Below are 25,463 nucleotides of genomic sequence, written 5' to 3' on the forward strand. Positions count from 1 at the left end.
CACCATGAGCGAAGAACAAGCGCCCGCGGTTCCTGCTGCCGAAAGAGACCCTAAATCCAGGCCCTACGTGCCATCGCCGGGATCCGAATCCACCCGCGAAATGCGCGAGATGTCCCGCCGCCGCAGGGACGCCGAGGAGAAACTCCAGCAGCATCTCCAAGAGGCGGACCACCTGCACGAAGAGCACATGAAGGCCCATCAACGGGAGACGCAATCGGCCCATGAGGACGAGGCCCCGGACGGCGGCGAAGCGTCCGCCGCGGCGGAGGCGGCAGCCGAGGAGAGGGACCCGGACAAACAGGAGGAAGACCGCAGGCCGGCCGAATGACGCGGCTGCCGAATGACGCGGCTTAGGCCGCGCCAACCGAATCTGTACCGGTCAAGCCGTTGGCCTGTGGGGAGGCTCCGTTGTTCCTGTTTTCCAGCTCCTCCAGCGCGAGGTCGTACCAGACCTGCGCCCCAAAGACCGGATGGGACGTATCCAGGTCCCTGAACAGGGCATCTGTGAGGGCCTGCAGTTCCGACGTGCTTGCCGCCGAAATTACCAGCAAGGGGTCGGCGTCGCCGTTCATGAGCAAGGCAAGCTGCTGGCGTGTCATTGCTGCACCGGAAGGGGGACTGTACGTAGTGCGTAGACCATGTCGAACTCCAAGAAGAGATACCGTGGCTGACTGCGTAACCTCCATAATTCTATGGTGGTGTGGCGCAAGTCACAATATTTTGGCCTCAGGCCGCACCGGTCACCGGTGCAGGCTGTGGTCAGCGGCCCCGCCGGACGGAAGCTGCCCGGGAGTCCGGAAGTGACCGGGACCCGCCTGGGCCCGTTCCTGGCGGAACGGCTGCAGGACCTGGTTCTTGAAAGCGCCGGTGTGCAGGACTTCCTCCAGGAGCTGTGCGTGTTCTCGGCCGGCTTCATCGGCAAGACCACCGGGTTGCCAGTGCTGTGCACCGTAACCCTGGTCCGTCCCCGCCGTCCCGTGGCGTCAGCCGGCAGCGGACCCGGAACGCGGCTGCCTGCGGAAGTCCAGCAGGCCACCGGCCTCAGCCCGTCGCTGGCGGCCCTCGAATCCGGGGCCACGGTTTCCGTACCCGATGCCCGTGCCGACTCCCGTTGGCCCCGCTACAACCGCGCCGTGCTGAGGGCGGGCCAGCTCAGCGTCCTGGCCCTCCCGCTGCAGCTGGATCCGGATGCCTCCGCTTCCGTATCGTTCTTCGCGCCGGAGGCGGGGGCGTTCGACGACGAGGCAATCGTGATTTGTGAAGCCTTCGCCGCCCGTGCAGGCAAGGCGGTGCGGCTGGCAGCACGCATCGGCGCCTCAAGGGACCTCAACGACGACCTCCTCGAGGCCCTGAAGTCCCGCACCAGCATCAACCTTGCCTCCGGAATCGTCATGGGCCAGAGCCGCTGCTCGCAGGCCGAGGCGTTTGCGATCCTGGGCAAGGTCTCCAGCAACCGCAACGTGAAGCTCCGCGTCGTGGCCGAGGATCTGCTGCGAAAATTCGATACCACCCCGGAGGCCACCCACTTCACGGGCTAGCAAAAGCCGCTGCGGCTGTGCTTCAGGACGACACGGACCGGCCGGAGGACGAATCAGGCCAGGACGACTGAATCGAAAGCCGTGCCCGGCAGCGGCGACTGCGGCGGCAGCGGCCGGCGGGGGCGCTCGGTACGGATGGCATCCTCCACCAGCGCCACGGGGCGCCGCCACGCGTCGGACCCGGGTTCCATGGTGTCCACGACGCCGATCAGCATGGCCAGCAGGCGGATCACGTCCGTCATCGAGATGTCGGTGCGCAGAGTTCCCTGGGCCTGGCCGCGGCCCAACAGGACAGCCACCGACTCGAAGAGGCTGCCGGTGATTCCGGTCAGCAGCCCGCGGCGTCCCGCCACGGCGCCGAGCAGGTTGGCATCCTCGCTTGCGGCTGCCATCAGCGCATCGATCACCCGGAACAGCCCGGCGGCGGCATCAGGGCCGGCCAGGGCGTCGTCAATCACGGGGTCAACCATCAGGCGGAGCTGGCGGTTCAGTGCGGCCAGGACCAGCTGCTCCTTGTCCGCGAAGTTCCGGAACAGGGTGGCGGGTCCGACGCCGGCGGTCACGGCGATGGTCTGGAGCGGCACGTCCGGGCCGTACTCACGGAAGCATTTCCGGGCTGCGGTGATGATCTTGTCCACATTGCGCGCAGCATCCGCACGAAGGGGCTTGCGTTCCACTGCGAGGTTCATTTTTCAAGGTTAGCAACGCTGGCGCTGAGCGCCGGGGTTACTGATTGGTAGCGTCGAATGTACTCCTATATGACGTTTGCGGCTGTGGCAGACTGGGTCCATGTTGCTCGCATTCTCTGTTGCCCCCTCCGGCCAGCCGGCCCGCCTCGCGGGCGATTCCGCCGCTGATTCCGGCGCGGGTGCGGCTTCCGCGGACGCTTCGGTGCACGACGCCGTCGCTGCCGCCGTCAAGATCGTCCGGGACTCCGGCCTGCCCAACCATACGGACTCCATGTTCACCACCATCGAAGGTGAGTGGGATGAGGTGTTCGCCGTGGTCAAGAAAGCCACCGAGGCCGTGGGGCGCTTCGGCAGCCGCGTGTCGCTGGTCATCAAGGCGGACATCCGCCCCGGCTACTCCGGTGAGCTCACCGCCAAAGTGGAACGGCTGGAATCCGCCATCGCCGACGCCGGCTGATTTCCGCTTCCGCTTTCCACTTCCCCCCTTACACTTCCCGTGGGGCAGCGGCAACTGCCAGACTGACCCCATGGTTGAGCACAAGCCCGAGCCCGGCTGGGTGGCCGTAGAGGAGTTCCTGACGCGGGTCGTGGTCCGCCCCGGCGGCCCGCTCATGCGGGCCGTGACGTCCGCCGCCGACGCCGGAATGCCGCCCATCGAGGTGGCGCCGAACGCCGGGAAGCTCCTCAAGCTGCTGGTGCAGCTTTCGGGCGCCCGGCGCGTGCTGGAGATCGGTACGCTGGCGGGTTTCAGCACCATCTGGATGGCCCAGGGGCTGCCCGACGACGGCGAGCTCGTCACGTGCGAATACCTGCCCAAACATGCCCGCGTGGCGCGCGGCAACGTGGACGCCGCGGGGGTGGGAAGCAAGGTTGATATCCGGGTGGGGGCCGCACTGGACACCCTTCCCGGGCTGCAGGATGACGGCCGCGGACCCTTCGATTTTGTTTTTATCGACGCGGACAAGGAAAACAACCCCCGCTACCTGGACTGGGCCATCAGGCTGGGCCGGCCGGGCACGGTGATCGTGATGGACAACGTGGTGTGGGAGGGTGCGCTGCTCGATCCGTCCATGGACGACGTCAACGCGCCGGGAATCATCAGTGCCCTGGAAATGATGGGGGACGACCCTCGGTTGGACGGGACGGTCATGCAGACCGTGGGCTCGAAAGGCTGGGACGGTTTCGCGCTGGCCGTGGTGCGCTGAAGAGCGCGGGCGGGGTCCTGCCGCCACCGCAACGGGCCGGACGTCGCCGAGATGCTAAGTATGCTTAGAATAGGCTCATGCCGGACGACCCCGTCCACCACCGCCTGCACCGGAGGAAGAAATGAAGGCTTCACCGACTCTCGCCAGCAATCTGCAGATGGTCCTCACGGACCTGATCGAACTCCACGTCCAGGGCAAGCAGGCGCACTGGAACATCGTGGGAACCAACTTCCGCGACCTCCACCTGCAGCTCGACGAAATCGTCGCCAGCGTCCGGCTGTTCGCGGACGAAATGGCCGAACGTATGCGCGCCCTGCACGCGCTGCCCGACGGCAGGAGCACAACCGTGTCCGCCGATACCCGGCTGGAACAGTTCCCCGCAGGACTCACGTCCACCAAGGACGCCGTCAAACTCATCACCGCCCGGCTGGAGCGCACTGTGAAGACCATGCGCGACGTCCATGACGAGGTGGACGAGGAAGACCCCACCAGCGCCGACCTGCTGCACGCCGGCATCTCGCGCCTGGAGCAGCTGGCCTGGATGGTCAACGCCGAGACCATGTCGGCGGCCGCCTCCGTCACCGTGCCGGACGAAGACTGAATGCAGCGGCAGGCGGAATGGCGCCCGGCAGGCATGGTTCGGACCAGGCGTTGACGAGCGGAAGCACGCGTCAGCCACGACCGCAGGCGGTGCGGATCAGTTCAACGCATGAGCAGCTTGAAGCGATGGGACCGCTGCTCGAGTCGGTGCGCCTCGCGGCGGGAGACGTGCCGGCACTGCTGGGCCTTGCGCGTGACGTCGGACGGACAGCACCGCGGCCGGCCGAGGGCAGCACCGCGCAGCTGTGGGAACTGCTGGCGTCCGTGACCGCCGTGGACGTGGCAGCCGGCCGGGTGCTTGAACCGCACCTCGACGCCGTCGCCATCCTCGCGCAGGCCGGTTCGACAGACCCGGCCCCGGAGGGGACAACCGAGGGGGCGTGGGGTGTGTTTGCCGCGGAGGGGCCGGGGCTGCGGCTCGAGGCCACGGCGGACGGCACCGGGAAATACGTCCTCAACGGATCCAAGCCCTGGTGCTCGCTCGCGGCCCGGCTGGACGGCGCTGTGCTGACCGCCCACCTTGCAGCCGGCGAAACGGCGGCAGGCACAGACCCCGGAACGCCGTCCGGCGGCCGGGCCGCCTTTGCCGTCGACCTGCACGCGCCCGGGGTTTCCTGCGAGACCCCTGAGTGGACCAGCCGCGGCCTGCGCGAAATCCCCAGCGGCACCGTGCACTTCGAGGGCGTCACCGCCGTACCGGTAGGCGGGCCGGGCTGGTACTTCCAGCGCCCGGGCTTCGCCTGGGGAGGCATGGGCGTGGCGGCCTGCTGGTTCGGCGGAGCCGTTGCCGTGGCGCGCGATTTCAGCTCCGCGCTGGCTGCCGCCGCGGACAAGGGGCGTGAGCCGGACCAGATCGCGCTGGCCCACCTCGGCGAAACGGACCGGATCCTCACCTCGCTGGCCGGCTACCTGGCCCGGACCGCCGAACGGATCGACGCCGGCGAACTGTCCGGCTCCGGCGCGTGGAGCGAGGCGCTGCGTGTCCGCGGCACCGTTGCCGCCGCCGTCGAACGCGTCCAGACGGTGGTGTCACAGAACCTGGGCCCGGGCCCCCTGGCCTTCAACGAAGCGTACGGAAAGCGCATGGCCGACCTGTCGCTGTACATCCGGCAGCACCACGCCATGCGCGACGACGCCCAGCTTGGTGCCCTGACCTTGAAAGGGGACCGCTCATGGTGACCTTCTCGCACGCGGATACCGGCACTGCCGAGTCCGAATGGGAGGCCAGTGGCCTGTCCGTCCTTCCGGAACTTCCCCTGGATCCGGCCGAACTCGCGGTCCTGACCTTCATTGTGCTGGCTGCTCATCCGGATGACGAGACGCTGGGGGCCGGAGGATTCCTGGCCCGGTTGCACGCCGCCGGCGCGGCCGTCGAGGTGCTGCTGTGCACGGCCGGGGAGGCATCGCACCCGGACTCTCCGACCACGACGCCGGACCAGCTGGCCGCCGTCCGGCTCAGCGAGTTCCGGGCGGCTGTGTCCGGGCTGGCCCCCGGAGCGTCCCGGCAGTTCCTGCACTTCCGGGACGGCCACCTTGACGCCGACCGGGACCGCATCGCTGCCGCCGTTCGGGAAACGATCGGAACGTCCGGCCGTCCGGCTAACCAGGTAGTAATCGTGGCGCCGTACCGCTCCGACGGCCATGCGGACCACGACGTCCTGGGCGCCGTGGCCGCCGACGTGGCGGCGCAGGGCGGCCACGGGCTGCTGGAGTACCCCGTCTGGTACTGGCTGTGGGCCTCACCGGCGGACGACGCCTGGCAGTCCTGGGTCCGGGTGCCGCTCACTCCGGACGAGCAGCGGGCCAAGGCTGCGGCCCTCCTGGCCCATGCCTCGCAGACGCAACCTCTTTCCGACCAGCCCGGCGACGAGGCGCTCCTTGCCGGGAGCTTCCTCGATCACTTCTCCCGGCCCTGGGAAACGTTTGCCTGGCACCGGCCCGCCGGCGGAACCAACAGTGCCGGCGACGCCGAGCAGATCTTCGACGCCGTGCACAGCGGCAACGCCGACCCCTGGAGCTATACCACCAGCTGGTACGAACGGCGGAAGCGCGCGCTCACCCTGGCCATCCTGCCGGAAGCTGCCTACGGCTCCGGGGTGGAAATAGGCTGTTCCATCGGCACTCTCAGCGTGGAACTGGCGGCCCGCTGCAACGAAGTCCTGGCGGTTGACGCCAGCAGCGCCGCCCTTGCCCGGGCAGCGGAGCGCCTCTCCGGCCATCCGTCGGCCCGGACCCTCCACCTCACCGTTCCGCAGCACTGGCCGGAAGGCCGCTTCGACCTGGTGGTGGTGTCCGAGACCGGCTACTACCTGAGCATGGAGGAGCTGGCGGAACTCTTCGCGCGGGTCAAAGGCTCGCTGAACCCCGGCGGGACGCTGCTCCTGTGCCATTGGCGCCACCCGGTGTCCGGATGGGAACTGGACGGCGACACCGTCCATGCCGTGGCCCGGCAGCAGCTCCGCTGGCCAACTACGGGACTGTACCGGGACAAGGACTTCGTCCTGGAAGTCCTGGTGTCCCCGGACGGAGCCCAGGCCGGAGCCGTCCCGGAGCCGCCTTCCGCCAGCGGTCCGGAAGCGCACTGAGATGGCCAGTGGTGCGAGATGACCAGTGAGATGACCGAACGGGCCGGTCACAGTCCTGCGGGGGAGGCCAGATCCGGGGAGGGCATCGACCGGGTGGTGGTGGTGATGCCCGCCCACAACGAAGACCAGCACCTGGACCGGGCACTGGCGGCGCTCCGTGCCGCCGCCGACACCCTGCAACGGGCACGTCCGGCGGTGGAGACGGCCATCACGGTGGTGCTCGACACGTGCACCGACCGCTCCGCGGACATCGCCGCCGGCTATGCTGCGGCGGACCCGCGGTTCACGGCCATTCAGGTCCGGCTGGGAAGCACCGGCGGAAGCCGCGCTGCCGGCGTCCTGGCCGCCGGCATCACCACCGGGCCAAGGTCCGGCAGCACCTGGCTGGCGAATACCGACGCCGACTCCGCCGTTCCGCGGAACTGGCTGGTGCGCCAGGTTGAAATGGCCGATGCCGGGGCTGACGCCGTCCTGGGCTCGGTGGAGCCGGACCCTGCCGGAACGGACCCGGCGATCCTGCGCCGGTGGCTGGAGCGGCACCCGTTCCGGGAGGACCACCCGCACATCTACGGCGCCAACTTCGGCGTCCGGGCCTCCGCCTACCTGGCGGCCGGCGGCTTCCCCCGCATGCGCGCCCACGAGGACCGGGTCCTGGTGGAGAACCTGCGCAAGCAGGCCTACTCAGTGCAGGCCACCGACACCAACCGGGTGATTACGTCGGGCCGTACGCACGCCCGCGCCCCGCAGGGGTTCGGGGCGTACCTCCGGGTGCTGGCGCTGGACCTGCCGCAGCTGGACCTGCCTGCGTTGGACCGGGGCAGTGGTGACTTTCGACCCTAGGAGGCTGAACTCCTAGACCCCATGCTCGATCCATGGGGTTCCTCCGCAGGGCCGTAGTCCCGTGTGTCCGGCGCTGCCCGTGAACAGCGGGCTGGAGCCGTGATTCCCCGCGCCGGCGCCGGTGCGTTGCCGCAGGCCGCCGGCCTCAGCTCCGAGGAGGCCGCCTTCCGGCTGCGACAGATCGGACCGAACCGGCTTCCGGAGGGGCACACGGTCCCGCGCTGGCGAAAACTCCTGGCCGAACTGACGCACTTCTTCGCCATCATGCTGTGGGTTGCGGCCGGGCTCGCCTACGTGGCCGGCATGCCGCAGCTGGCCGTGGCAATCGTCGTGGTGATCCTGGTCAACGGACTGTTCGCGTATATCCAGCAGGAACGTGCCCAACGGGCGGCCTCGAAGCTGCGCGAGCTGCTGCCGGCCATGGTTTCAGTACGCCGCGACAACCGCGTTACCAAGATCCACACCACCGAGGTGGTACCCGATGACGTGGTGGTGCTGGTTGCCGGGGACAGGGTCCCGGCTGATCTCCGGCTGGTGCTTGCCGCCGGCTGTTCGGTGGACGAGTCGATGCTCACCGGTGAAAGCGAAGCCGTGGCCAAAGACGTGGACGACGCCGTGCTCGGCGGGACTTTCCTGGTCAACGGCGAGGCGGAGGGGACCGTCACGGGCACCGGCGGCGCCACCCGCCTCGCCGAGATAGCGGCCCTGTCGGGGAAGGTCCAGGCGCCCCCCAGCCCGCTCGCGCGGGAACTGCAACGGATTGTCCGCGTGGTGGCGGCTGTGGCACTGGGGATCGGTGTGCTGTTCTTTGTGCTCTCGCTGCTGGTGGGCATTTCCTGGCGGGACGCGTTCCTCTTCGCAATCGGGGTGGCCGTGGCGCTCGTGCCCGAAGGCCTGCTGCCCACCGTGACACTGTCCCTGGCTGTCGGGGCGCAGCGGATGGCGCAGCGGAACGCGCTGGTCCGGAACCTGGAAGCGGTGGAAACCCTCGGCTCCACCACTTTCATCTGCACGGACAAGACCGGCACGCTCACCCAGAACCGGATGAACGCCGTCGAGGTCTGGACCCCGGCAGGACTGCTCAGCGTCATCGGTGCCGGCTACGGGCCGCAGGCCGAGGTCACCGGTAAGGGAGCCGGGGAGGCCCGGCACCTCAGCACCGCTGCGCTGGCCGCTTCCGCGGGCCGCGCAGTGCTCCGTGAGGGGCAGTGGATCGCCGAGGGTGACCCGATGGAGGCTGCCATTGATGCGCTCGCCACCCGGCTGGCGGGTCCGGGACAAACCGATGATCCCGTGGTGACGCACCGCTTTGCCTTCGATCCCCGCCGGCTAAGGGAGTCGGCGATCGTTGGCACCACGCTCTTCGTCAAGGGTGCACCGGAGTCCGTGATTCCGCTGTGTGGCGGAGACGCCGCGGACCGTGCACTGCAGATGGTCGACCAGATGGCATCCCACGGCCTGCGGGTGCTGGCCGTGGCCGAGCGGAGCCTGCCCGGGCTGCCCGGCGCCAGCTTCAGGCTGGAAGAGGTGGAGCGCGGGCTGACGCTGCTGGGGCTGATCGGCCTGCATGACCCGCCCCGGGCCGAGGTCCGGCTGGCGCTCGAGGCCGCCCGCGAGGCGGGGATCAAGGTGGCCATGGTCACCGGCGACCACGCCTTCACGGCGGCCGCCATAGCCCGTGAAACCGGGCTGATCGGATCACCCGAGCTGGTGCTGGAAGGACACACGCTGCCGGAGGACGACGCCGTCCTCACCGCCCTGCTGGACCGCGACGGCGTGGTGGTCAGCAGGGTCACCCCTGAGCAGAAACTCCGCGTTGCCCGCCTGCTCCAGCGCAAGGGCCACGTGGTGGCGATGACCGGCGACGGCGTCAACGACGGACCGGCACTCCAGCAGGCCGACATCGGCGTGGCCATGGGACTGAGCGGCACGGACGTGGCCCGCGAGGCGGCGGACCTGGTGCTGCTGGATGACGACTTCGCCACCATCATCGCTGCAGTGGAGCAGGGCCGGGCCACCTACGCGAACATCCGCCGGTTCCTGACCTACCACCTGACGGACAACGTCGCCGAACTCACCCCGTTTGTGATCTGGGCACTCTCGGGCGGCCGGTTCCCGCTGGCGCTGAGCGTGCTGCAGATCCTCGCCCTGGACATCGGCACCGACCTGCTGCCGGCGCTGGCGCTGGGCAGCGAAGCCCCCAGCAAGGGCACCCTGAAGCGGCCGCCGGAGCGAAGGCACCTGATGGACCGCGCCCTGATGTTCCGGGTGTTCGGGCTGCTGGGACCGGTCGAGGCGGTCTTCGAAATGACCGCATACACCGCCGTGCTCCTCGGTGCCGGCTGGACCCCCGGGGCTGAACTTCCGGCGTCGGATGTCCTGATGGCCGCCTCCGGCGCGGCGTTCACCACCGTGGTCCTGGCCCAGCTTGCCAACGCCTTCGCCTGCCGCAGCGCGTCCGTGCCGCCGTGGCGGCTGGGCTGGTTCAGTAACCGCCTGCTGCTCTGGGCCGTGCTGGCCGAGCTGGGGCTGCTGGCGGTGTTCCTGTTCCTCGGACCGCTCGCCACCCTGCTCGGCCACGCCCCGCCGTCGCCCGGGGGCCTGGCCGTGGCGCTCGCCGCCATTCCCGCCGTGATCGTGGCGGACTGGCTGTACAAGGTAGCCCGGCACCGCAGGACCGGCAGGTGAGGTCCAAAGCCTCTGACCAGCCGGGGCCACGCAAACGAGGATCAATCCATGGAGAGTAACCGGCGGGAGCAGCCATGACTGAAAGCCATGTGGTGTGGTTCGATGAAATCGGGATGGAGCATGTGCCCCAGGTGGGCGGCAAGAACGCGTCGCTGGGGGAGCTGACCCGCTCGCTGAAGTCCCGCGGAGTGCGGGTGCCTGACGGCTTCGCCACCACGGCCGCCGCCTACCGCACATTCATCGAAGCCAACGGAATCGATGCCGCCATGCGCGCCCGGATCGCGGAGTACCGGGCCGGCGAGATCTCGCTGCGGTCCACGGGCGAGGCCATCCGGGAGCTGTTCCTGGACAGCGAATTCCCCGAGGACATTGCCGAGTCCATCCGCAGCCACTACCGCACCCTTGCTGAAAGGGCGGGGCTGGACCGGCTGTCCGTTGCCGTCCGCAGCAGCGCCACCGCCGAGGACCTTCCTGACGCCAGCTTCGCCGGGCAGCAGGAGACGTTCCTGAACATTTCCGGTGAACGCGAACTGCTGGACGCCTGCCGGCGCTGCTACGCATCGCTGTTCACGGACCGCGCCATCAGCTACCGGGAGGTAAAGGGGTTCGACCACCTGGACGTGGCGCTTTCCATCGGGGTGCAGCGGATGGTGAGGTCCGACGTCGGCGCGTCCGGGGTGATGTTTTCCATCGACACCGATTCGGGCTTTCCCCGCGCGGCCGTGATCAGCGCGGCCTGGGGCCTCGGCGAAACCGTGGTCCAGGGCACCATCAACCCGGACAAATATGTGGTGTTCAAGCCGCTCCTGGCGGACCGGGGCCTGGCGCCGATCATCGAGAAAACCCTAGGCTCCAAGACCCGCAAGATGGTCTACAGCCGCGGCGGCCACGCGCGGACCCGGATGGTGGAAACGTCCGCGGAAGAGCGGGGCTCGTTCGTGCTGGGCGACACCGAAATCCTGGACCTGGCGCGCTGGGCCGTGACGGTGGAGGAGCACTACGGCCGCCCCATGGACATGGAGTGGGCCCGCGACGGGGAAACCGGTGAGCTGTTCATGGTGCAGGCCCGGCCCGAAACCGTACAGGCGCTCAAGAGCGGGACACGCTTCACCATCCACCACCTCCGTGGAACGGGCACCGTCCTGGCGTCCGGGGCAGCGATCGGGGATTCGATCGCGCAGGGCACGGCGTGCGTCATCCGGAGCGCCCGGGACATCGAAACCTTCCGCGACGGCGCCATCCTCGTCACCGAGATGACGGACCCGGACTGGGTCCCCGTGATGAAGCGGGCCTCGGGGATCGTCACGGACCACGGCGGGACAACCAGCCACGCGGCCATCGTGAGCCGGGAACTGGGCGTTCCCGCCGTCGTCGGAACCGGGAACGGCACCAGCGTCCTGGGCGAAGGCCAGGCCGTGACGCTGAGCTGCGCTGAAGGGGACCTGGGCCGGGTGTACGAGGGCACGGTCCCGTTCGACACCGAGGACGTGGACCTGGGCGCCCTTCCCGCCACCCGCACCGCCATGATGGTGAACATCGCCAGCCCGGGGGCCGCGTTCCAGTGGTGGCGGCTGCCCGCGGCGGGGGTTGGCCTGGCCCGGATGGAGTTCATCATCAGCAACCTGATCCGGGTCCACCCGATGGCCCTGGTTCATCCGGAGCGGGTCACGGACGCGGACGAGGCCCGGCAGATCAAGGAGCTGACCAGCGGCTACGCGGACCCCCGGGAGTACTTCGTGGAGGCACTGGCGCTGGGCATCGCAAAGATCGCGGCGCCTTACCATCCGCATCCGGTAATCGTCAGGCTCAGCGACTTCAAGACCAACGAGTACGCGCACCTCATCGGCGGCAGCGCCTTCGAACAGCCTGAAGAGAACCCCATGCTGGGCTTCCGCGGCGCATCCCGCTACTACGACGAGCGCTACCGGGAGGGCTTCGCGCTGGAGTGCGCCGCGCTCAAACGGGTGCGGGAAACCATCGGCTTCAGCAACGTCATTGTGATGATCCCGTTCTGCCGCACCCCGGACGAAGCGGACCGGGTGCTGGCCGTCATGGCTCAGAACGGCCTGGTGCGCGGCGAAAACGGCCTGCAGGTGTACATGATGTGCGAGATCCCCTCCAACGTGGTGCTGGCCGAGAAGTTCGCGCCGAAGTTTGACGGTTTCTCCATCGGATCCAACGACCTCACGCAGCTGATCCTGGGCGTGGACCGGGATTCGGAGCAGTTGGCCGGTCTTTTCGACGAACGCGACGAGGCCGTCACTGCCATGATCAGCGAAGCCATCCGCAAGGCTCACGCAGCGGGAATCAAGATCGGAATCTGCGGCCAGGGGCCCAGCAACCACCCGGACTTCGCGGCCTTCCTGGTGGGCGAAGGCATCGACTCCATCTCGCTCAACCCGGACAGCTACCTCAAGACGGTGCGGGTGATCGCGGACGTGGAGGCTTCCCCCTGAGGCTTGGGCGGTGCCGTGTGCCGGCCCGGGCTCAGTGCCCGCAGCGCATTGAGGATGGTGGCCAGGTCCACCAATTCCTGGGACAGGGCGCCGGCGATGGCCGGCACGTAGCCCGCCGCCGCTGCCACCATAAGCCCCACGCTCAGCACGATGCCGATCCAGATGCTCTGCATCGCCACCCGCACGGTCCGCTGCCCGATCCGCACGGCATGCGCCGCCTTGGACAGGTCGTCAAGGATAATCACGACGTCGGCAGACTCGCCCGCCGCGGTGGAACCGCGCGCGCCCATGGCGATTCCGACGTCGGCCACCGCCAGGACGGGGGCGTCGTTGACGCCGTCGCCCACCATCATGACGGGACGGTGCGGCAGCGACCTCACAGCTTCCACTTTGTCCGGCGGAAGGCACTCGGCGCGGACGTCGGTGAGCCCCACTTCGGCGGCGATGTGCTTGGCGGTGGCCAAGGCGTCGCCGGTCAGCATCACAGTCTCGGTGACCCCCAGCGCGGAGAGCTCAGCCAGGGTCCTGCGGGCCTCGGCGCGCAGCGGATCGCTCATGACCAGGGCCCCGACGTACACTCCTCCGACGCCCACGTAGATGGCCAGCTGGCCGCTTTCCAGCTCAGTCTCCGCCACTCCGGGCGCAAATTCGGCCACGAAGGCGGGCTTGCCCACCACTACTTCCCGCCCGTCGAAGACGGCGCGGACACCGTGCGTGGCATGTTCCAGCGCCTCGCTGGCGGTCTCGAACCGGAGGTCGCGTGAGGTGGCGGCCTCCATCACGGATGCGGCCAGGACGTGGGAGGAATACTGTTCCGCGGAGCCCGCCAGGCGGAGCAGTTCGTCCTGGCCCATGGAGTCGGCCGTCACGATGGCCACCAGCGAGGGCCGGCCGTAGGTGAGTGTTCCGGTCTTGTCGAAGGCGGCGGTGCGCACCTTGCCGAGCTGCTCGAGGACCCCCGCGTATTTGACGATGATGCCGGACTTGGCCGCCTGGCTCATGCCGCCCAGGAACGCCACCGGCGCCGCGATGAGCAGCGGGCAGGGAGTGGCCACCACCAGCACCTCCGCGAACCGGGCGGGGCTTCCGCTGGCGATCCAGGCGATGGCGCCGAGCACGTAGGCGAACGCTGTGAAGGGAATGGCGTAGCGGTCGGCCAGGCGCACCATGGGTGCCCGGCTTTCCGAGGCCTCCTTCACCAGGGCGACGATCCGGCTGTACTGGGAATCCTCCATGACGGCCGTGACCCGCATCCGGATGGCGGCCTCGCCGTTGACCGAACCGCTCATGATCCCCTCGCCGGCGGTGCGTTCCACCGGAAGGCTTTCGCCGGTGAGGGACGACTCGTCGAACGTGCCGGCGTCGGAAAGCAGCACGCCATCCAGCGGCACCACCTCGCCGGGCTTGACCAGCAGGATGTCGCCCACGACGACGTCCGTGGCCGCCACGTCCTCGTGGGCGCCGTTTTCCCCGTTGCCGTTTTGAGGGGTGCCGTTTCCGGCGGCGCTGTTTTCCCCGTTGCCGTTCGGGCTGGTGCCATTTCCGGCGGCGCTGTTCCGCTCCCGGTGGGCTGTCTGCGGAACACGCGCCAACAGGGCACTGAGTTCCCCCTTCGCCCTGCCCGCGGCGTAGTCCTCCAGGGCGGTGCCGCCGGCCATCATGAGCACGATGATCATGGACGCAATGAACTCGCCCACCAGCACCGTGCTGACAATTGCCGTCACTGCCAGGATGTCGATGCCCCAGTGCCCGTTGCGCAACCGCTGAATCATTCCGACAGACAGGTACGCAGCCACCGCGAGGGCATAACCGCTCGCCGCGAACCGGGCGATCAGGGGCTGGCCGGATGCCAGCAGGACGACGACAGCAAGCAACGCCAGCACCGTGCCCGCCACGAGCGGATACCGGAGCACAAGTTTCACAGGTAGATCTCCGCCTTTGTCTGGATAGCACGCACGCCAAGGCATCCCCGGCCGGGGCGCACCCATACGTAACACTCCATTGAACCCGGACTCCGGAGCTAGGGGAATAGGTCCTTGATCCGCCGCGGTGTGATGCTTCCCATGGTGGCGTTGGGTGCGCGCATTCGGCGCCTAAGCCTCTGGGCGCCGATCAGCCGGCTTCGTCCCGAGCGCCACGACGACGGGTGTGGACTTGTTGTCCGACGCGCACCCGGCACAGCAGGCGTCGTCGCTTTCGGCCAGGGCGGCGCTAGTGCCCGGGACGGCGCAGCACGATTCGCCGCGCCAGGCATTGGTGCCCTCCCGGACAGCGATGCCGGCGATGACCAAGGCGGCCCCGGCATCGGCCCACCACCAGCCCAGCGCGCTGTTCAGGACCAGCCCGACCAGCAGGACGGCCGAAAGGTAGGTGCACAGCAGTGTCTGTTTGGAGTCGGCCACGGCCGTCCGGGAACCGAGTTCGCGGCCGGCCCGGCGCTGCGCCCAGGAAAGCAGGGGCATGATTGCCAGGCTCAGCGCGGCGATCACGATGCCCGGCGTCGAGTGCTGTGCCTCTTCCCCGCCAGTCAGGGCCCGCACTGCATCCACGGTCACGAACGCGGCGAGGGCGAAGAACGAAACGGCGATGATCCGCAGGGTCAGGTGCTCACGCCGTTCCGGGTCCTTGGCGGAAAACTGCCATGACAACGCCAGGGCGGAGCTCACCTCAATGACGGAGTCCAGTCCGAAACCTAGGAGCGCCGCGGAATCAGCCTCTCCGCCGGCCCAGAGCGCCACAACGGCTTCAATGAGGTTGTAGGTGACGGTCGCGGCGGCGAACAGCCGGATCCTGAGGCTCAACACGGCTCGGCGTTCCGGGCTGGGTGCGTTCAGCGGGGCCGTCATGCGAGGCACTCCCCGTCCGGGGCGCAGCAGGCCGGATCAACCGCCAGGACTACGCCGAGCAGGTCCTTGATTGCGTGGCCCAGCCGGGCGTCCGCGAGTTCATACCGGCTTCGCCGACCGTCAGGAACAGCAACCACCAGGCCGCAGCCACGAAGGCAGGTCAGGTGGTTGGACATGCTCTGCCGGGAAACCCCGAGGGAGTCTGCCAGGTCCGAGGGGTAGGACGGGGCGTCCGAGAGTGCCAGCAGGATCCGGGCGCGGGTCGGGTCCGAGACCGCATAGCCGAACCTGGCCAGGACGGGAGCCTGGGTGAGCGTTTCCATGCCCTCAAAGTACATCCTTGGGTGTATTCATGCCACTGTGTACTCAAGAATGGAGCGTCCGCTGGGCCGGGCCGTGAAGGCGCCAGTGCAGGCAGGGAAAAGGCTCCACGCGGTGTCGCGGTGTCGCGGGGCCGTGGCTGCCGGGCCATTCAGCCCTAGGCGCGGCCCTGCCCCGGCTGTCATGGTTGAACATGGTCGGCGAACCGCCCCTCCAACCGCGCCCCCAACCGCGCAACCGCCGCCGCCTGCTGGCGGCGATCCTCGTGGCGGTCGCCGCGGTCGCCGCGGTTGTCCTCGCTGTGATCCTGGCCGGAGCGCCGCGCGGATCGAACCCGCAAACCGGCCCTCCGCCGGAAAGCCGGTCCTCCACTTCGCCGCCGTCGACGCCGGCCGTCCCGGCGTCGCCGGGAAATCAGTCTTCAGGGGCCTCCGAAACCCCGGGCGAAGAGACATCCCCGGCTCCGGTTGCGCCCGGCCCCACACCGCCGCCGGAAACGCTGCCCGTTCCGCAACCCCCTCCGCCGGCTGCACCGTTTCCCCTTGGCCTGGCCGGGAAGGACGTGGAGCTGGTTCCCGGTGCGGGTCCGGTTGTTGCCTTGACGTTCGACGCCGGCGCCAACTCGGCGGGCCTCCCTTCGATCCTGCAGACACTGGCGGGCGCCGGAGTGCGCGGGACGTTTTTCCTGACCGGATCTTGGGCGGCGGCCAATCCGGCCGGAGTGGCCGCCATCGTGGCGGGAGGCCACCGGGTGGGAAACCATTCCCAGACCCATCCGGACTTCACCGGCCTGACGGACGCCGGGATCGGGGACCAGGTCCGCGCGGCGGAGCAGGCGGTGATGGCCGCCGGAGCGGACCCCCGCCCGTTGTTCAGGTTCCCGTTCGGCGCCCGCGACGCGCGTACCATTGCCGCCGTGAACAACCTGGGCTATGTGCCGGTGCGCTGGTCCGTGGACACGCTCGGCTGGAAAGGAACCAGCGGAGGCGTCACTGCACAGTTGGTGGCGGACCGTGCGTTGTCCGCCCTGCAGCCTGGCGAAATCGTGCTGATGCACATCGGGTCCAACCCGGACGACGGCACCACCCTGGACGCCGACGCCCTGCCGCAGATGATCGGGAGGATGCGCCAGGCCGGCTACGGCTTCGTCACGCTGGACAGCCTGCTTTACGGCTTCGTCACGCTGGACAGCCTGCTTGCAGGATAGCCAGCCGGCCAGCCGGCCGGATAACCAGCGGGACCGGGAGCCGGATGGCGGGCAGCAAGACGGGTCCAATGTCTCTGGGCAGGCCGGCACAACGCTGGTAGGACTGAGCCATGACTGAGTCGCCGACCGCTGCCGCCGCGCTCGCCCCGGTTGACGCCGTGGTGTTCGACCTTGACGGTGTGGTCACGGACACCGCGGAGTTGCATGCCGCCGCGTGGAAGGAACTGTTCGATGACGTCCTCCAGGATTCCAGGATCCCGCAGGGCGCCCGGCGCGATCCCTTCACGGACGCGGACTACCTGAGCTACGTGGACGGCCGCAGCAGGGAGGACGGAGTGGCGGCCTTCCTGGACTCGCGCGGGGTGACACTCCCTGCGGGCGGGCCGGCGGACGGTCCGGCGGAATGGACTGCGGCCGGTCTTGGGGCACGCAAGAACGGGATCTTCGAAAAGTTGCTGAGCCTCAGGCCCGTACCCGTTTTCCCTGGCACGCAAGCCCTGCTCGAGCGCCTCAAGGCCGGGAAGGTCCCGGTGGCGCTCGCGACTGCCAGCCGGAACGCCCGGGCCGTGCTGGCAGCCGCCGGCCTCGAAGACGGCTTCGACGTCGTAGTTGACGGAAACACCGCAGCGCAGCTGGGACTGGCAGGCAAACCCGATCCCGCGCTGTTCCTCCACGCCATCAGGGAGCTCGGGGTGGCGCCGGAACGGGCGGTGGTCATCGAGGATGCCGTGGCCGGCGTGGCGGCCGGCCGCCGCGGCGGGTTCGGCCTGGTGGTGGGGATCGACCGGGCAGGGCACCGGGCTGAGCTGGAAGCCGCCGGCGCCGACGTCGTGGTCGAAGACGTCAGTGAACTGGACCTCGGCCTGGTCATCGCAGACCCATGGCAGCTGGTTTACGAGGGATTCGACCCCGCCCACGAGGGCCACCGGGAGGCCCTGACCACCCTGGGTAACGGCTACATGGCTACGCGGGGGGCGGCCCCTGAACACCGCAAGGACGATGTGCACTATCCGGGAACCTACCTGGCCGGCGTCTACAACCGGCTCACCAGCGTGATCGAAGGGCAGGAAACCGAGGACGAGCATATGGTCAATATGCCGGACTGGCTCCCGCTGGACGTCTGCGTGGAGGCCGGCAAATGGTGGTCCGAGGGGGGACTGCGGCTCCGCAGCGAGCGGCGCACCCTGGACCTGAAGCGCGCCCTGCTGACGCGGGAAGCTGTGCTGGAGGACGACGCCGGCCGGCAGCTTGAGGTGGTCCAGCGCCGGATGGTCTCCATGGCGGAGCCGCACCTCGCGGCGCTCGAGACGACATTGACAGCCGTCGGGTGGGACGGGCAGGTGGGCATCCGCAGCGGCTGCGATACGGACATCACCAACTCAAACGTGGCGGTGGAAGCGCTTCTGTCCAACCGGCACCTGACAGGTGTGGCGGTCTCCGGGGCAGATGACGGGCCAGGGGCAGCCACCCAGGTCGTTCTGGTCCGGACCACCCAGAGTAGGGTGGGTGTTGCGGTGGCCATCAGGACGGAGGTCCCGGCCAGCCTGCATTCCGCCAGGCCCGAAGAGCTTGGCGGAATGTTCGTACACCGCTTCGACGCGGAGCTTCGGGACGGCCAACCTGCCATTGTCACCAAGACCGTGGCAGTGGCCACCTCCCGCGACCACGCCATTTCCTCGCCCCGGACCGCCGCCCTGGATGTCCTCAACCGTTCCCGGGGAGGCTTCGACGTGCTGCTGGCCAGCCACGAGGCGGCGTGGAGGGGGCTGCTCACGCCCTTCGTCATCGAGGTGGACGACTCCACCGAGTCGCAGCTGATCCTGAACCTGCATGTCTTCCACCTGCTCCAGACCATTTCGGCGCACACGGCGGAGTTGGACGCCGGTGTCCCCGCCCGCGGCCTGCACGGAGAGGGCTACCGGGGCCATATCTTCTGGGACGAACTGTTCGTCCTGCCCCTTCTGACGTCCCGGCTTCCTGCCGTGACGCGGGCACTCCTTGACTACCGGTGGCGGCGGCTGGGGACAGCACGGGATGCCGCGAGGGCAGCCGGGTTCGCGGGCGCCATGATCCCGTGGCAGAGCGGAAGCGACGGCCGGGAGGAGACACCCAGGCTCCTGTTCAACTCGCGTTCCGGCCGCTGGGTGCCGGACTACTCCCACCTGCAGCGCCACTCGGGCCTGACGGTCGCCTACAACGCCTGGCAGTATTTCGAAGCGACCCAGGACCGCGCCTGGCTGACCCACCACGGCGCGGAGATCATCGTGGAAGTTGCCCGGCTCTTCGCGTCGATGGCGGAGTACGATCCCGCAGAAGACAGGTTCCACATCCGGGGGGTGGTGGGTCCGGACGAGTACCACACCGGCTACCCGGACAACCCCGGCGGCGGCCTGGACGACAACGCCTATACGAATGTCATGGCGGCCTGGGTGTGTGACCAGGCGGTGTGGATCATGAGTTCGGTGCGGGGTTTCGACATGGACGATTTCCGGGAAAGGCTGCAGGTCACGGAAGCCGAAATCGACGGCTGGGCGCGGTTGGGGCGCAGGGTGTTTGTTCCCTTCCACGCCGACGGCATCATCAGCCAGTTCGCCGGGTACGAGGATCTCCCGGAGCTGGACTGGGAGCACTACCGCCGCACCTACCGGAACGTCCAGCGGCTGGACCTCATCCTCGAAGCCGAAGGCAGCAGCACCAACCACTACCGGCTGGCCAAACAGGCGGACGTGCTGATGCTGCTCTACGTCCTCGGTGAAGACCAGCTCACCACCTTCCTGGACCGGCTCGGGTACACCGTGACGGCGGCGCAGATCGCCAGGACCGTCGACTTCTACCTTTCCCGGACGGCGCACGGGTCCACGTTGAGCAGGGTAGCGCATGCCTCCGTGCTGGCGCAGCTTGATCCGGAACGGGCATGGGACACCTTCCGCGAAGCCCTCGATGCGGACCTGGACGACACCCAGGGCGGCACCACCCGCGCGGGCATTCACCTGGGCGCCATGGCCGGCTCCATCGACGTGGTCCAGCGCAGCTTCGCGGGCCTGCGGATTACCAGGGACGCCCTGGATTTCTCGCCCCGCCTTCCCGCCGAACTCGGCAGGGTCACGTTCAATGTGCGCTACCGGGACCAGTTGCTCGCCGTGCACCTGGACAAGGACTGCCTGCTGGTTTCCGCGGCCCCGGGAGATGCTTCCCCGGTGATGGTCCGGCTGGGCACCCAGCACGTGCTGCTGCACGCCGGGCAGGACCACGAATTCCGGCTCGGCCACTAACCCATATGGAGGACCGCCGCTCCGGTAATGCGGTCCGCGGCGAGGTCCTGCAGCGCCCGCGCGGCGTCCTCCAACCGGTAGGGGACGGTGGTGGGGCGAAGCGGAATTTCCGCTGCGACGCGAAGGAATTCCTCGCCGTCGGCCCTGGTATTTGCGGTGACGCTGCGAAGCTGGCGTTCCTGGAACAGCTCCGATCCGTAGTGCAGCGGCGGGATGTCGCTCAGGTGGATGCCGGCCACCGCCAGCGTGCCTCCGCGGTCCAGGGCCCGCAGCGCCTGCGGCACCAGCCAGCCCACCGGTGCAAAAAGGATGGCCGAATCCAGCGGGACGGGCGGTTCGTCGTCGGCGTCCCCGGCGAATGCCGCCCCGAGCTCCAAGGCGAGGCTCCGCGCCTCTTCCGAGCGGGTCATCACGTACACGCTGGCGCCGCGGTGCATGGCCACCTGGGCAGCCAGATGCGCGGAGCCCCCAAAACCGTAGATGCCGAGGCGTCCGCCTTCCGGAACCGCGGCGCGCGCCAGGGCCCGGTAGCCGATGATGCCCGCGCACAGCAGGGGCGCCGCCTGCTCGTCCGGGAAGACCTCCGGTATGCGGTAGGCATAGTCCTCGTTGACCGTCACGAGGTCGGCGTAACCGCCGTCCCGGTCCCAGCCCGTGAAAGTGGGGGCCAGGCACAGGTTCTCCTGGGAACGGAGGCAGAAACGGCAGCGCCCGCAGGTGCCGCCCAGCCAGGCCACACCCACCCGTTCCCCCATCCGGAACCTCGCGGCTCCTTCGCCGAGCTCCACCACTTCGCCCACAACCTCATGGCCGGGAATGATGCCGGTCCGGCGGGGCGGCAGGTCGCCTTCGGCCAGGTGGAGGTCGGTGCGGCACACGCCGCATACCCGCACGGAAAGCAGGACCTCGCCCGGCCCGGGGCGTGGATCGGGTCGTTCGCCGAACACCAAGGGATGCCCTGCCACGGGACCCGGCTTGCCAACCCACCACGCACGCACGGCACACTTCCTGTTCTGTTATTCCGCCGCGGCTCTCACCGCGTGATCAGCACGTTGCACAGAGCACGCTCCAACGCCGAGGAAACAGTGCTGCCCGGATGGCCCTCCCGGTGATGCGCGCCCAGGACCAGGACGTCCGCCTGCGCCGCGGCGGCCAGGAGTTCCTTTGCCACGGGGTGGCTCTCCAGCAGGATGCCCTCCACGGGAACGTCGGGGGCCAGGCCCCTGGCCCGTTCCACGGCCTGGTCCAGCAGCTCCTTGCCGTGGAGCGGCGCGTGACGCCCGTGCGGGGCCTGGGCCTGGTCCCCGGCTACGTGGATCAGCTGCAGCGGGACGTTCAATGCGGCCGCCATCCGGGCCGCCTCCGCCACAACCTTTGCGTGCCGGGGTTTCTCGTCTATTCCGGCCGCTATCGGCTGGCCGGGACGTCCCGGGTAGCGGACCACCATGAGCGGGCACGGTGAGTGGACGGCCAGATCGAGGCAGGCGGACCCCACCAGTTGGCCCAGGAAGCGGCCCATGCCGCGGTGGCCCACGGCGAGGATAGCCGCGTCGTGCGCCGCGGCGCGGAGAACCTGGGCGGGAAGCCCGGGTTCGATGACGCCGTCAATGTCGAGAGTGACCCCCGGCCCGGCCGCAACCGAGACGGCCAGGTCCAGGCCCTCCTGGAGGGTGGCTTCGGCGGCATGCCTGAGCCCGCTCCCTTCAACGCCTTTGACCGGACCCAGATTCTTGGTGAAGACGGGCCATACCCACGCGTGGATGACCTTCAATTTCCGGTTCGTTGCGGCGGCGTGCCCGGCGGCCCAGCGGACGGCCAGCTGTGACGGTTCGGAGCCGTCATAGCCCACCAGGACCGGTCCGTGCGGGTTCCCGGCTGGATCCGGCATGGAACCTCCCCTCGTGGACGGGGGCGGCGCAGTGTCCACCCGGGCGCAATGTCCACCCAGTAGAGACCGGGCATGCCGTTTGTGCTAGGGCCTTTGGTCCTGTTCGCGCTCCCGGCGCTCGCGGTCGTGACGTTCGCGCAGGTCGCGTCCCCGCCGGATATCCTCTTCTTCCCGGACCTGCAGCTTGTCGCTTTGCTTGGTGTCCCGGGGCGGCAGCTGGATGGTTTCCTCAGCTTCGATGCCGGCCTGGAGCTGGCGGCCCCGCTCCATCTCGGCGTCGAACTCGGCGCCGAACAGCAGGGACATGTTCAGGATCCACAGCCAGAGCAGCGCGATGATCACGCCGCCGATAGCGCCGTAGGTCTTGTTGTAGCTGTTGAAATTCGCCACGTAGAAGCCGAACGCCAGGGAAGCCAGAAGGAAGACCACCAGGGCGATGGCGGATCCCATGCTCATCCAGCGGAATTTCGGCTGCTTGACGTTGGGGGTGGCGTAGAAGAGCACGGCAATCGCCGCAATGACCAGTACCAGCATCACCGGCCATTTGGCGATGTTCCAGACGGCCAGGAACGCGTCGCCCAGGCCGATGACGTTCCCGACGGACTCTGCGACGGGCCCGCTGAGCACCAGCATCGCGGCCAGCACGACGACGATCAGCAGATTCACCAGGGTGACGCCCAGCATGGTGCCCCGGAGCTTGAGGAAGGGCCGGCCCTCATCGACCTCGTACACCCGGTTCATGGCCCGGCCGAAGGCGCCCACGTAGCCGGACGCGGACCAGAGCGCGGTGAGGAGTCCAAGGACCAGGGTGAAGCCGGCAGCCGAGGAGCCGGCCAGGTCTTCAACCACAGGGCGGAGTGTGTTGACGGTCTCGCCCGGGGCTATGCCCTGGACGATGTCGAGCAGTGCTGACGTAGTTTTCTGGGCGTCGCCGAAAATACCGAGCAGGGACACCAGTGCCAACAACGCCGGGAAGATTGAGAGGACCGAATAGTAGGTCAGGGCAGCGGCGAGGTCAGGGCACTGGTCCTTGGTGAATTCCCGGAAGGTCTTCTTCGCGATGTACTTCCACGAGGGCTTGCTGACATCGGCGGGACTGTCCGGTTTGCGGGAATCATCCGGTGCGGGAGCGGTACGTGCCTTGGCGGTGCTGCTCTCAGGGGTTTCGGCGTCGTCCATGGAGCCAGTTTCCGCCTTGGTGAAGTTCTTGGCCATTGGAATCTTCTTTCGTGGTTAAGCGCAGCGGCCGGCTGCCCAGCGCGTCAGCGAGGGCAACCGGCCGTCTTTCGGGTCGTGCTACACCTGTTGGACATTGTCCTTGGCGTCTGCGGCGCGGTACTTCACGTCGTCCACTGCGCCCTGGCCTTCGGCTTTGACGTGGTCCGTTGCTTCCATCGCAGTTGCCTTGACGTTTTCCATGGCGTCCTGCGCGGGCGCCTTCAGTCCTGCGGCGACGTCCTTGGCAGCTTCGGTCAGCTCGGTGGTGAGCGGCTCGGCCTTGGTCTTGAGCGCATCCGCAGCTTCACGCTCCTTCTCGCTCGCCGGAATCAGCGAGGAGAACAGCATCCCGGCGCCGAAGGCGATCAGGCCTGCCGCAAGCGGGTTGCCCTGAGTCTTGGCGCGGACCTGGCGGGGGGCGTCCCCGATGGCCGCGCCGGCGTCGGACAGCTGCCCTCCGGCGCCGGAGGTGCCTGAATGCATCCGATCAGTGGCGTGTTCGGCTGTTCCCATGACCTTCTCCTTCACTCCAAACACGGCGTCCTTCACCTTGTCCGTCTGGCGGTGGACGATGTTCGACGGGGTAACTTTGTCCGCCACGGCGTCGACATTGGTGCCGAGCCGCGCGCGGGTTGCTTCGATGTCGGCGCGGATGGCGTCCGGGTTTTCACTCATCGTGTGTACCTCGAGCTCTCTTGTACCTGGGTCTAGTGGCTGGGTTTGAGGGTGGGGGGTATTTCCTGGAGCGTTTCCGCGGTCTGCGGCATGCCCTTGATCGCGTTGAGCTGTTTACGGCCAACGGATGCCAGGACAGCGGCGATGATGCCCCAGATAACGGCGAGGACGACGGCGGACCAGCCGAGTCCCATCACCGTTCCCAGCGCCCACCAGAGTGCCAGGGAGAGGAACAGGAGGACGAAGTGGCCCGCCACTCCGGCCCCGGCCAGCATCCCGCCGCCTTTTCCGGCGCGGGACGCCGACTGCTTCAGTTCGGCCTTGGCAAGTTCCACCTCCTGGCGCATCAGGGTGGAAATGTCCCGGGTGACGTCGCCGAGCAGGTCACCCAGGGAGGTGTTGTCCGCTTTGGCGTGGGCCGCCGTCGGCGGGGTGTCCGAAAATTGGTTGCTCATCGCTGCCCTCCGCGCAGGGGGTCATCCCGGTACGGGTCGTCGGCGGCGAGGGGGTCGGCGGCGAGGGGATCAGCGGCCAGCGGATCTGCGGCCCACTGGTCCTGTTGCGTACCTTCGTCCGCCACCGGGTTGGGCGGGTACGTGTCTGCCGGATAACCTTCGGCTCCGGTCTGGGCGTCGCCATAGGCGTCCGCGCCGGCATAGGCTCCGGTGCCCGCTCCGGCTGCAGACAGGCCCGCAGTGGTGGCGTCGGGGGCCGGCATCTGTACCGGCGGCGGCGGAACCGCTGTCCCCGTGTCGGGAACATAGCCGGGAACGCTGGAAATGGGGGCGCGTGAGGTGCGGCTGCCCAGCGAATCAGTGGAGTCCGGTGCCCCGGCAGTGAGGCTGCGTGTCAGCCGGCCTGCGAGGATTCCCGCTCCGGCGGCCAGCATCAGGAATGTTCCGGGGCGCTGCCGGGCGAACGTCTTTACTTCGTCGAGCAGTGAGCCGGGGTCGCGGCCTTCCAGCCACGACGCCACGGACGCGGACCGGTCCGCAGCCTGGCGGATCAGGTCAGTGGCCACGCCGGGCTGATCGGAGGCGTCAGCCATCGTGCGGAGCTCGCCGGAAATGGAATGGAGGCCCTGGGCCACCTTCTGCTGCTGGGCGCCGGCCTGGTCTGTCAGGTCCGTCTTTGCCTGGTAGAGCAGATCCTTGGCGTTGGCCTTGACCTCACCGGCGACGTTGGCAGCCTCGGCCTTGGCGGTTTCAGCCACGTGCTGGGCGGAGTCCGTTGCCTGGTGGGCCACGTCGCCGGCCTCCTGCTTGGCCGTCTCCGTCTTCGACGGCGTGCCTTGCGATGCCGGGTAGGTGGTGTCATAGGTGGCGGTGTCATAGGCGGCGTCGGCTTCCGGCATCGCCGGGACGGCCGTTTGCTCTGCGACCCCAGGGGTGCCGTAGCTACCGTCCTGTGGCCATCGGTTCTCTGTCATCTTCGC

23 protein-coding genes are annotated in these 25,463 nt (G+C 68.6%); 12 read left to right on the forward strand and 11 right to left on the reverse strand.

Annotation, left to right across the window (positions count from 1 at the left end; all coding sequences use genetic code 11):
• Nucleotides 1-4: 4 nt before the first annotated feature.
• Entirely contained in the window at nt 5-328 is a 324-nt protein-coding gene (locus tag TV39_RS21510) for a hypothetical protein (RefSeq protein WP_144406269.1), read from the forward strand.
• 22 nt (nt 329-350) lie between these two features.
• On the opposite strand, the gene TV39_RS01430 is transcribed toward TV39_RS21510, so the two are convergent.
• Nucleotides 351-599, reverse strand: a complete 249-nt coding sequence (locus tag TV39_RS01430) for a hypothetical protein (RefSeq protein WP_043477312.1) — start codon at nt 597-599, stop codon at nt 351-353.
• Nucleotides 600-800: 201 nt separating this feature from the next.
• Between TV39_RS01430 and TV39_RS01435 the strand changes: the two genes are divergently transcribed.
• Nucleotides 801-1,538, forward strand: coding sequence for a GAF and ANTAR domain-containing protein (locus TV39_RS01435; protein ID WP_052500458.1), 738 nt, complete (start codon nt 801-803; stop codon nt 1,536-1,538).
• 53 nt (nt 1,539-1,591) lie between these two features.
• Here the strand turns inward: TV39_RS01435 and TV39_RS01440 are convergent, their stop codons facing one another.
• Nucleotides 1,592-2,227, reverse strand: a complete 636-nt coding sequence (locus tag TV39_RS01440; protein ID WP_043477316.1) for a TetR/AcrR family transcriptional regulator — start codon at nt 2,225-2,227, stop codon at nt 1,592-1,594.
• A 100-nt stretch (nt 2,228-2,327) separates the two neighbouring features.
• Between TV39_RS01440 and TV39_RS01445 the strand changes: the two genes are divergently transcribed.
• The 8 genes from TV39_RS01445 to ppsA all read left to right on the forward strand — a co-directional run bounded on the left by TV39_RS01445 (nt 2,328) and on the right by ppsA (nt 12,601).
• Nucleotides 2,328-2,684: a thiamine-binding protein gene (locus TV39_RS01445; RefSeq protein WP_043477319.1), complete on the forward strand. Its 357-nt coding sequence runs from the start codon at nt 2,328-2,330 to the stop codon at nt 2,682-2,684.
• A gap of 70 nt (nt 2,685-2,754) precedes the next feature.
• Nucleotides 2,755-3,432, forward strand: a complete 678-nt coding sequence (locus TV39_RS01450; RefSeq protein ID WP_043477322.1) for an O-methyltransferase — start codon at nt 2,755-2,757, stop codon at nt 3,430-3,432.
• A 121-nt stretch (nt 3,433-3,553) separates the two neighbouring features.
• The gene (locus tag TV39_RS01455) at nt 3,554-4,033 is read left to right on the forward strand and encodes a Dps family protein (RefSeq protein ID WP_043477325.1); all 480 of its coding nucleotides are present in this window, start codon (nt 3,554-3,556) and stop codon (nt 4,031-4,033) included.
• A gap of 125 nt (nt 4,034-4,158) precedes the next feature.
• Nucleotides 4,159-5,211: an acyl-CoA dehydrogenase family protein gene (locus TV39_RS01460; protein WP_043477328.1), complete on the forward strand. Its 1,053-nt coding sequence runs from the start codon at nt 4,159-4,161 to the stop codon at nt 5,209-5,211.
• Nucleotides 5,205-6,617: a bifunctional PIG-L family deacetylase/class I SAM-dependent methyltransferase gene (locus TV39_RS01465; RefSeq protein WP_043477331.1), complete on the forward strand. Its 1,413-nt coding sequence runs from the start codon at nt 5,205-5,207 to the stop codon at nt 6,615-6,617. Before TV39_RS01460 ends, TV39_RS01465 begins: the two co-directional genes overlap by 7 nt.
• An 18-nt stretch (nt 6,618-6,635) precedes the next feature.
• The gene (locus tag TV39_RS01470) at nt 6,636-7,457 is read left to right on the forward strand and encodes a glycosyltransferase (RefSeq protein ID WP_082049394.1); all 822 of its coding nucleotides are present in this window, start codon (nt 6,636-6,638) and stop codon (nt 7,455-7,457) included.
• Nucleotides 7,458-7,556: 99 nt separating this feature from the next.
• The gene (locus tag TV39_RS01475; RefSeq protein WP_235347236.1) at nt 7,557-10,145 is read left to right on the forward strand and encodes a cation-translocating P-type ATPase; all 2,589 of its coding nucleotides are present in this window, start codon (nt 7,557-7,559) and stop codon (nt 10,143-10,145) included.
• A 74-nt stretch (nt 10,146-10,219) separates the two neighbouring features.
• Nucleotides 10,220-12,601, forward strand: coding sequence for a phosphoenolpyruvate synthase (gene ppsA / locus TV39_RS01480; protein WP_043477334.1), 2,382 nt, complete (start codon nt 10,220-10,222; stop codon nt 12,599-12,601).
• Here ppsA and TV39_RS01485 read toward each other — a convergent pair.
• The 3 genes from TV39_RS01485 to TV39_RS01495 form a co-directional block, all read right to left on the reverse strand.
• Entirely contained in the window at nt 12,553-14,523 is a 1,971-nt protein-coding gene (locus TV39_RS01485; protein WP_082049397.1) for a heavy metal translocating P-type ATPase, read from the reverse strand. The two genes, ppsA and TV39_RS01485, sit on opposite strands and share 49 nt — an antisense overlap.
• A 171-nt stretch (nt 14,524-14,694) precedes the next feature.
• Nucleotides 14,695-15,447, reverse strand: a complete 753-nt coding sequence (locus tag TV39_RS01490; protein ID WP_043477339.1) for a cation diffusion facilitator family transporter — start codon at nt 15,445-15,447, stop codon at nt 14,695-14,697.
• Nucleotides 15,444-15,770 carry an ArsR/SmtB family transcription factor gene (locus TV39_RS01495; RefSeq protein WP_043477446.1) on the reverse strand — a complete coding sequence of 109 codons (327 nt, stop codon included), beginning with the start codon at nt 15,768-15,770 and terminating at the stop codon, nt 15,444-15,446. The genes TV39_RS01490 and TV39_RS01495 overlap by 4 nt, the downstream gene beginning before the upstream one ends.
• 191 nt (nt 15,771-15,961) lie before the next feature.
• Here TV39_RS01495 and TV39_RS01500 point away from each other — a divergent pair, with 191 nt between their 5' ends.
• The gene (locus tag TV39_RS01500) at nt 15,962-16,975 is read left to right on the forward strand and encodes a polysaccharide deacetylase family protein (protein ID WP_043477342.1); all 1,014 of its coding nucleotides are present in this window, start codon (nt 15,962-15,964) and stop codon (nt 16,973-16,975) included.
• 110 nt (nt 16,976-17,085) lie between these two features.
• On the forward strand, nt 17,086-20,247 hold the full coding sequence (locus TV39_RS01505; protein ID WP_043477345.1) for a beta-phosphoglucomutase family hydrolase: 3,162 nt from the start codon (nt 17,086-17,088) through the stop codon (nt 20,245-20,247).
• On the opposite strand, the gene TV39_RS01510 is transcribed toward TV39_RS01505, so the two are convergent.
• The 6 genes from TV39_RS01510 to TV39_RS01535 form a co-directional block, all read right to left on the reverse strand.
• Nucleotides 20,244-21,245 carry a zinc-dependent alcohol dehydrogenase family protein gene (locus TV39_RS01510; protein ID WP_043477348.1) on the reverse strand — a complete coding sequence of 334 codons (1,002 nt, stop codon included), beginning with the start codon at nt 21,243-21,245 and terminating at the stop codon, nt 20,244-20,246. The two genes, TV39_RS01505 and TV39_RS01510, sit on opposite strands and share 4 nt — an antisense overlap.
• Nucleotides 21,246-21,280: 35 nt before the next feature.
• Nucleotides 21,281-22,135, reverse strand: coding sequence for a universal stress protein (locus TV39_RS01515; protein WP_043477351.1), 855 nt, complete (start codon nt 22,133-22,135; stop codon nt 21,281-21,283).
• 84 nt (nt 22,136-22,219) lie between these two features.
• Nucleotides 22,220-23,350 (reverse strand): YihY/virulence factor BrkB family protein, encoded by a 1,131-nt coding sequence (locus tag TV39_RS01520; RefSeq protein WP_235347237.1) that lies wholly within the window; start codon nt 23,348-23,350, stop codon nt 22,220-22,222.
• A gap of 81 nt (nt 23,351-23,431) precedes the next feature.
• Nucleotides 23,432-24,028 (reverse strand): DUF3618 domain-containing protein, encoded by a 597-nt coding sequence (locus TV39_RS01525; RefSeq protein WP_043477353.1) that lies wholly within the window; start codon nt 24,026-24,028, stop codon nt 23,432-23,434.
• Between the two features lie 32 nt (nt 24,029-24,060).
• Nucleotides 24,061-24,483, reverse strand: coding sequence for a phage holin family protein (locus tag TV39_RS01530; RefSeq protein WP_043477355.1), 423 nt, complete (start codon nt 24,481-24,483; stop codon nt 24,061-24,063).
• A complete protein-coding gene (locus tag TV39_RS01535; protein WP_043477358.1) occupies nt 24,480-25,457 on the reverse strand; it encodes a hypothetical protein in 978 nt (325 codons plus the stop codon). The genes TV39_RS01530 and TV39_RS01535 overlap by 4 nt, the downstream gene beginning before the upstream one ends.
• Nucleotides 25,458-25,463: the final 6 nt, after the last annotated feature.

The organism is Arthrobacter sp. SPG23, assembly GCF_000876655.1.
GTDB lineage: Bacteria > Actinomycetota > Actinomycetes > Actinomycetales > Micrococcaceae > Arthrobacter.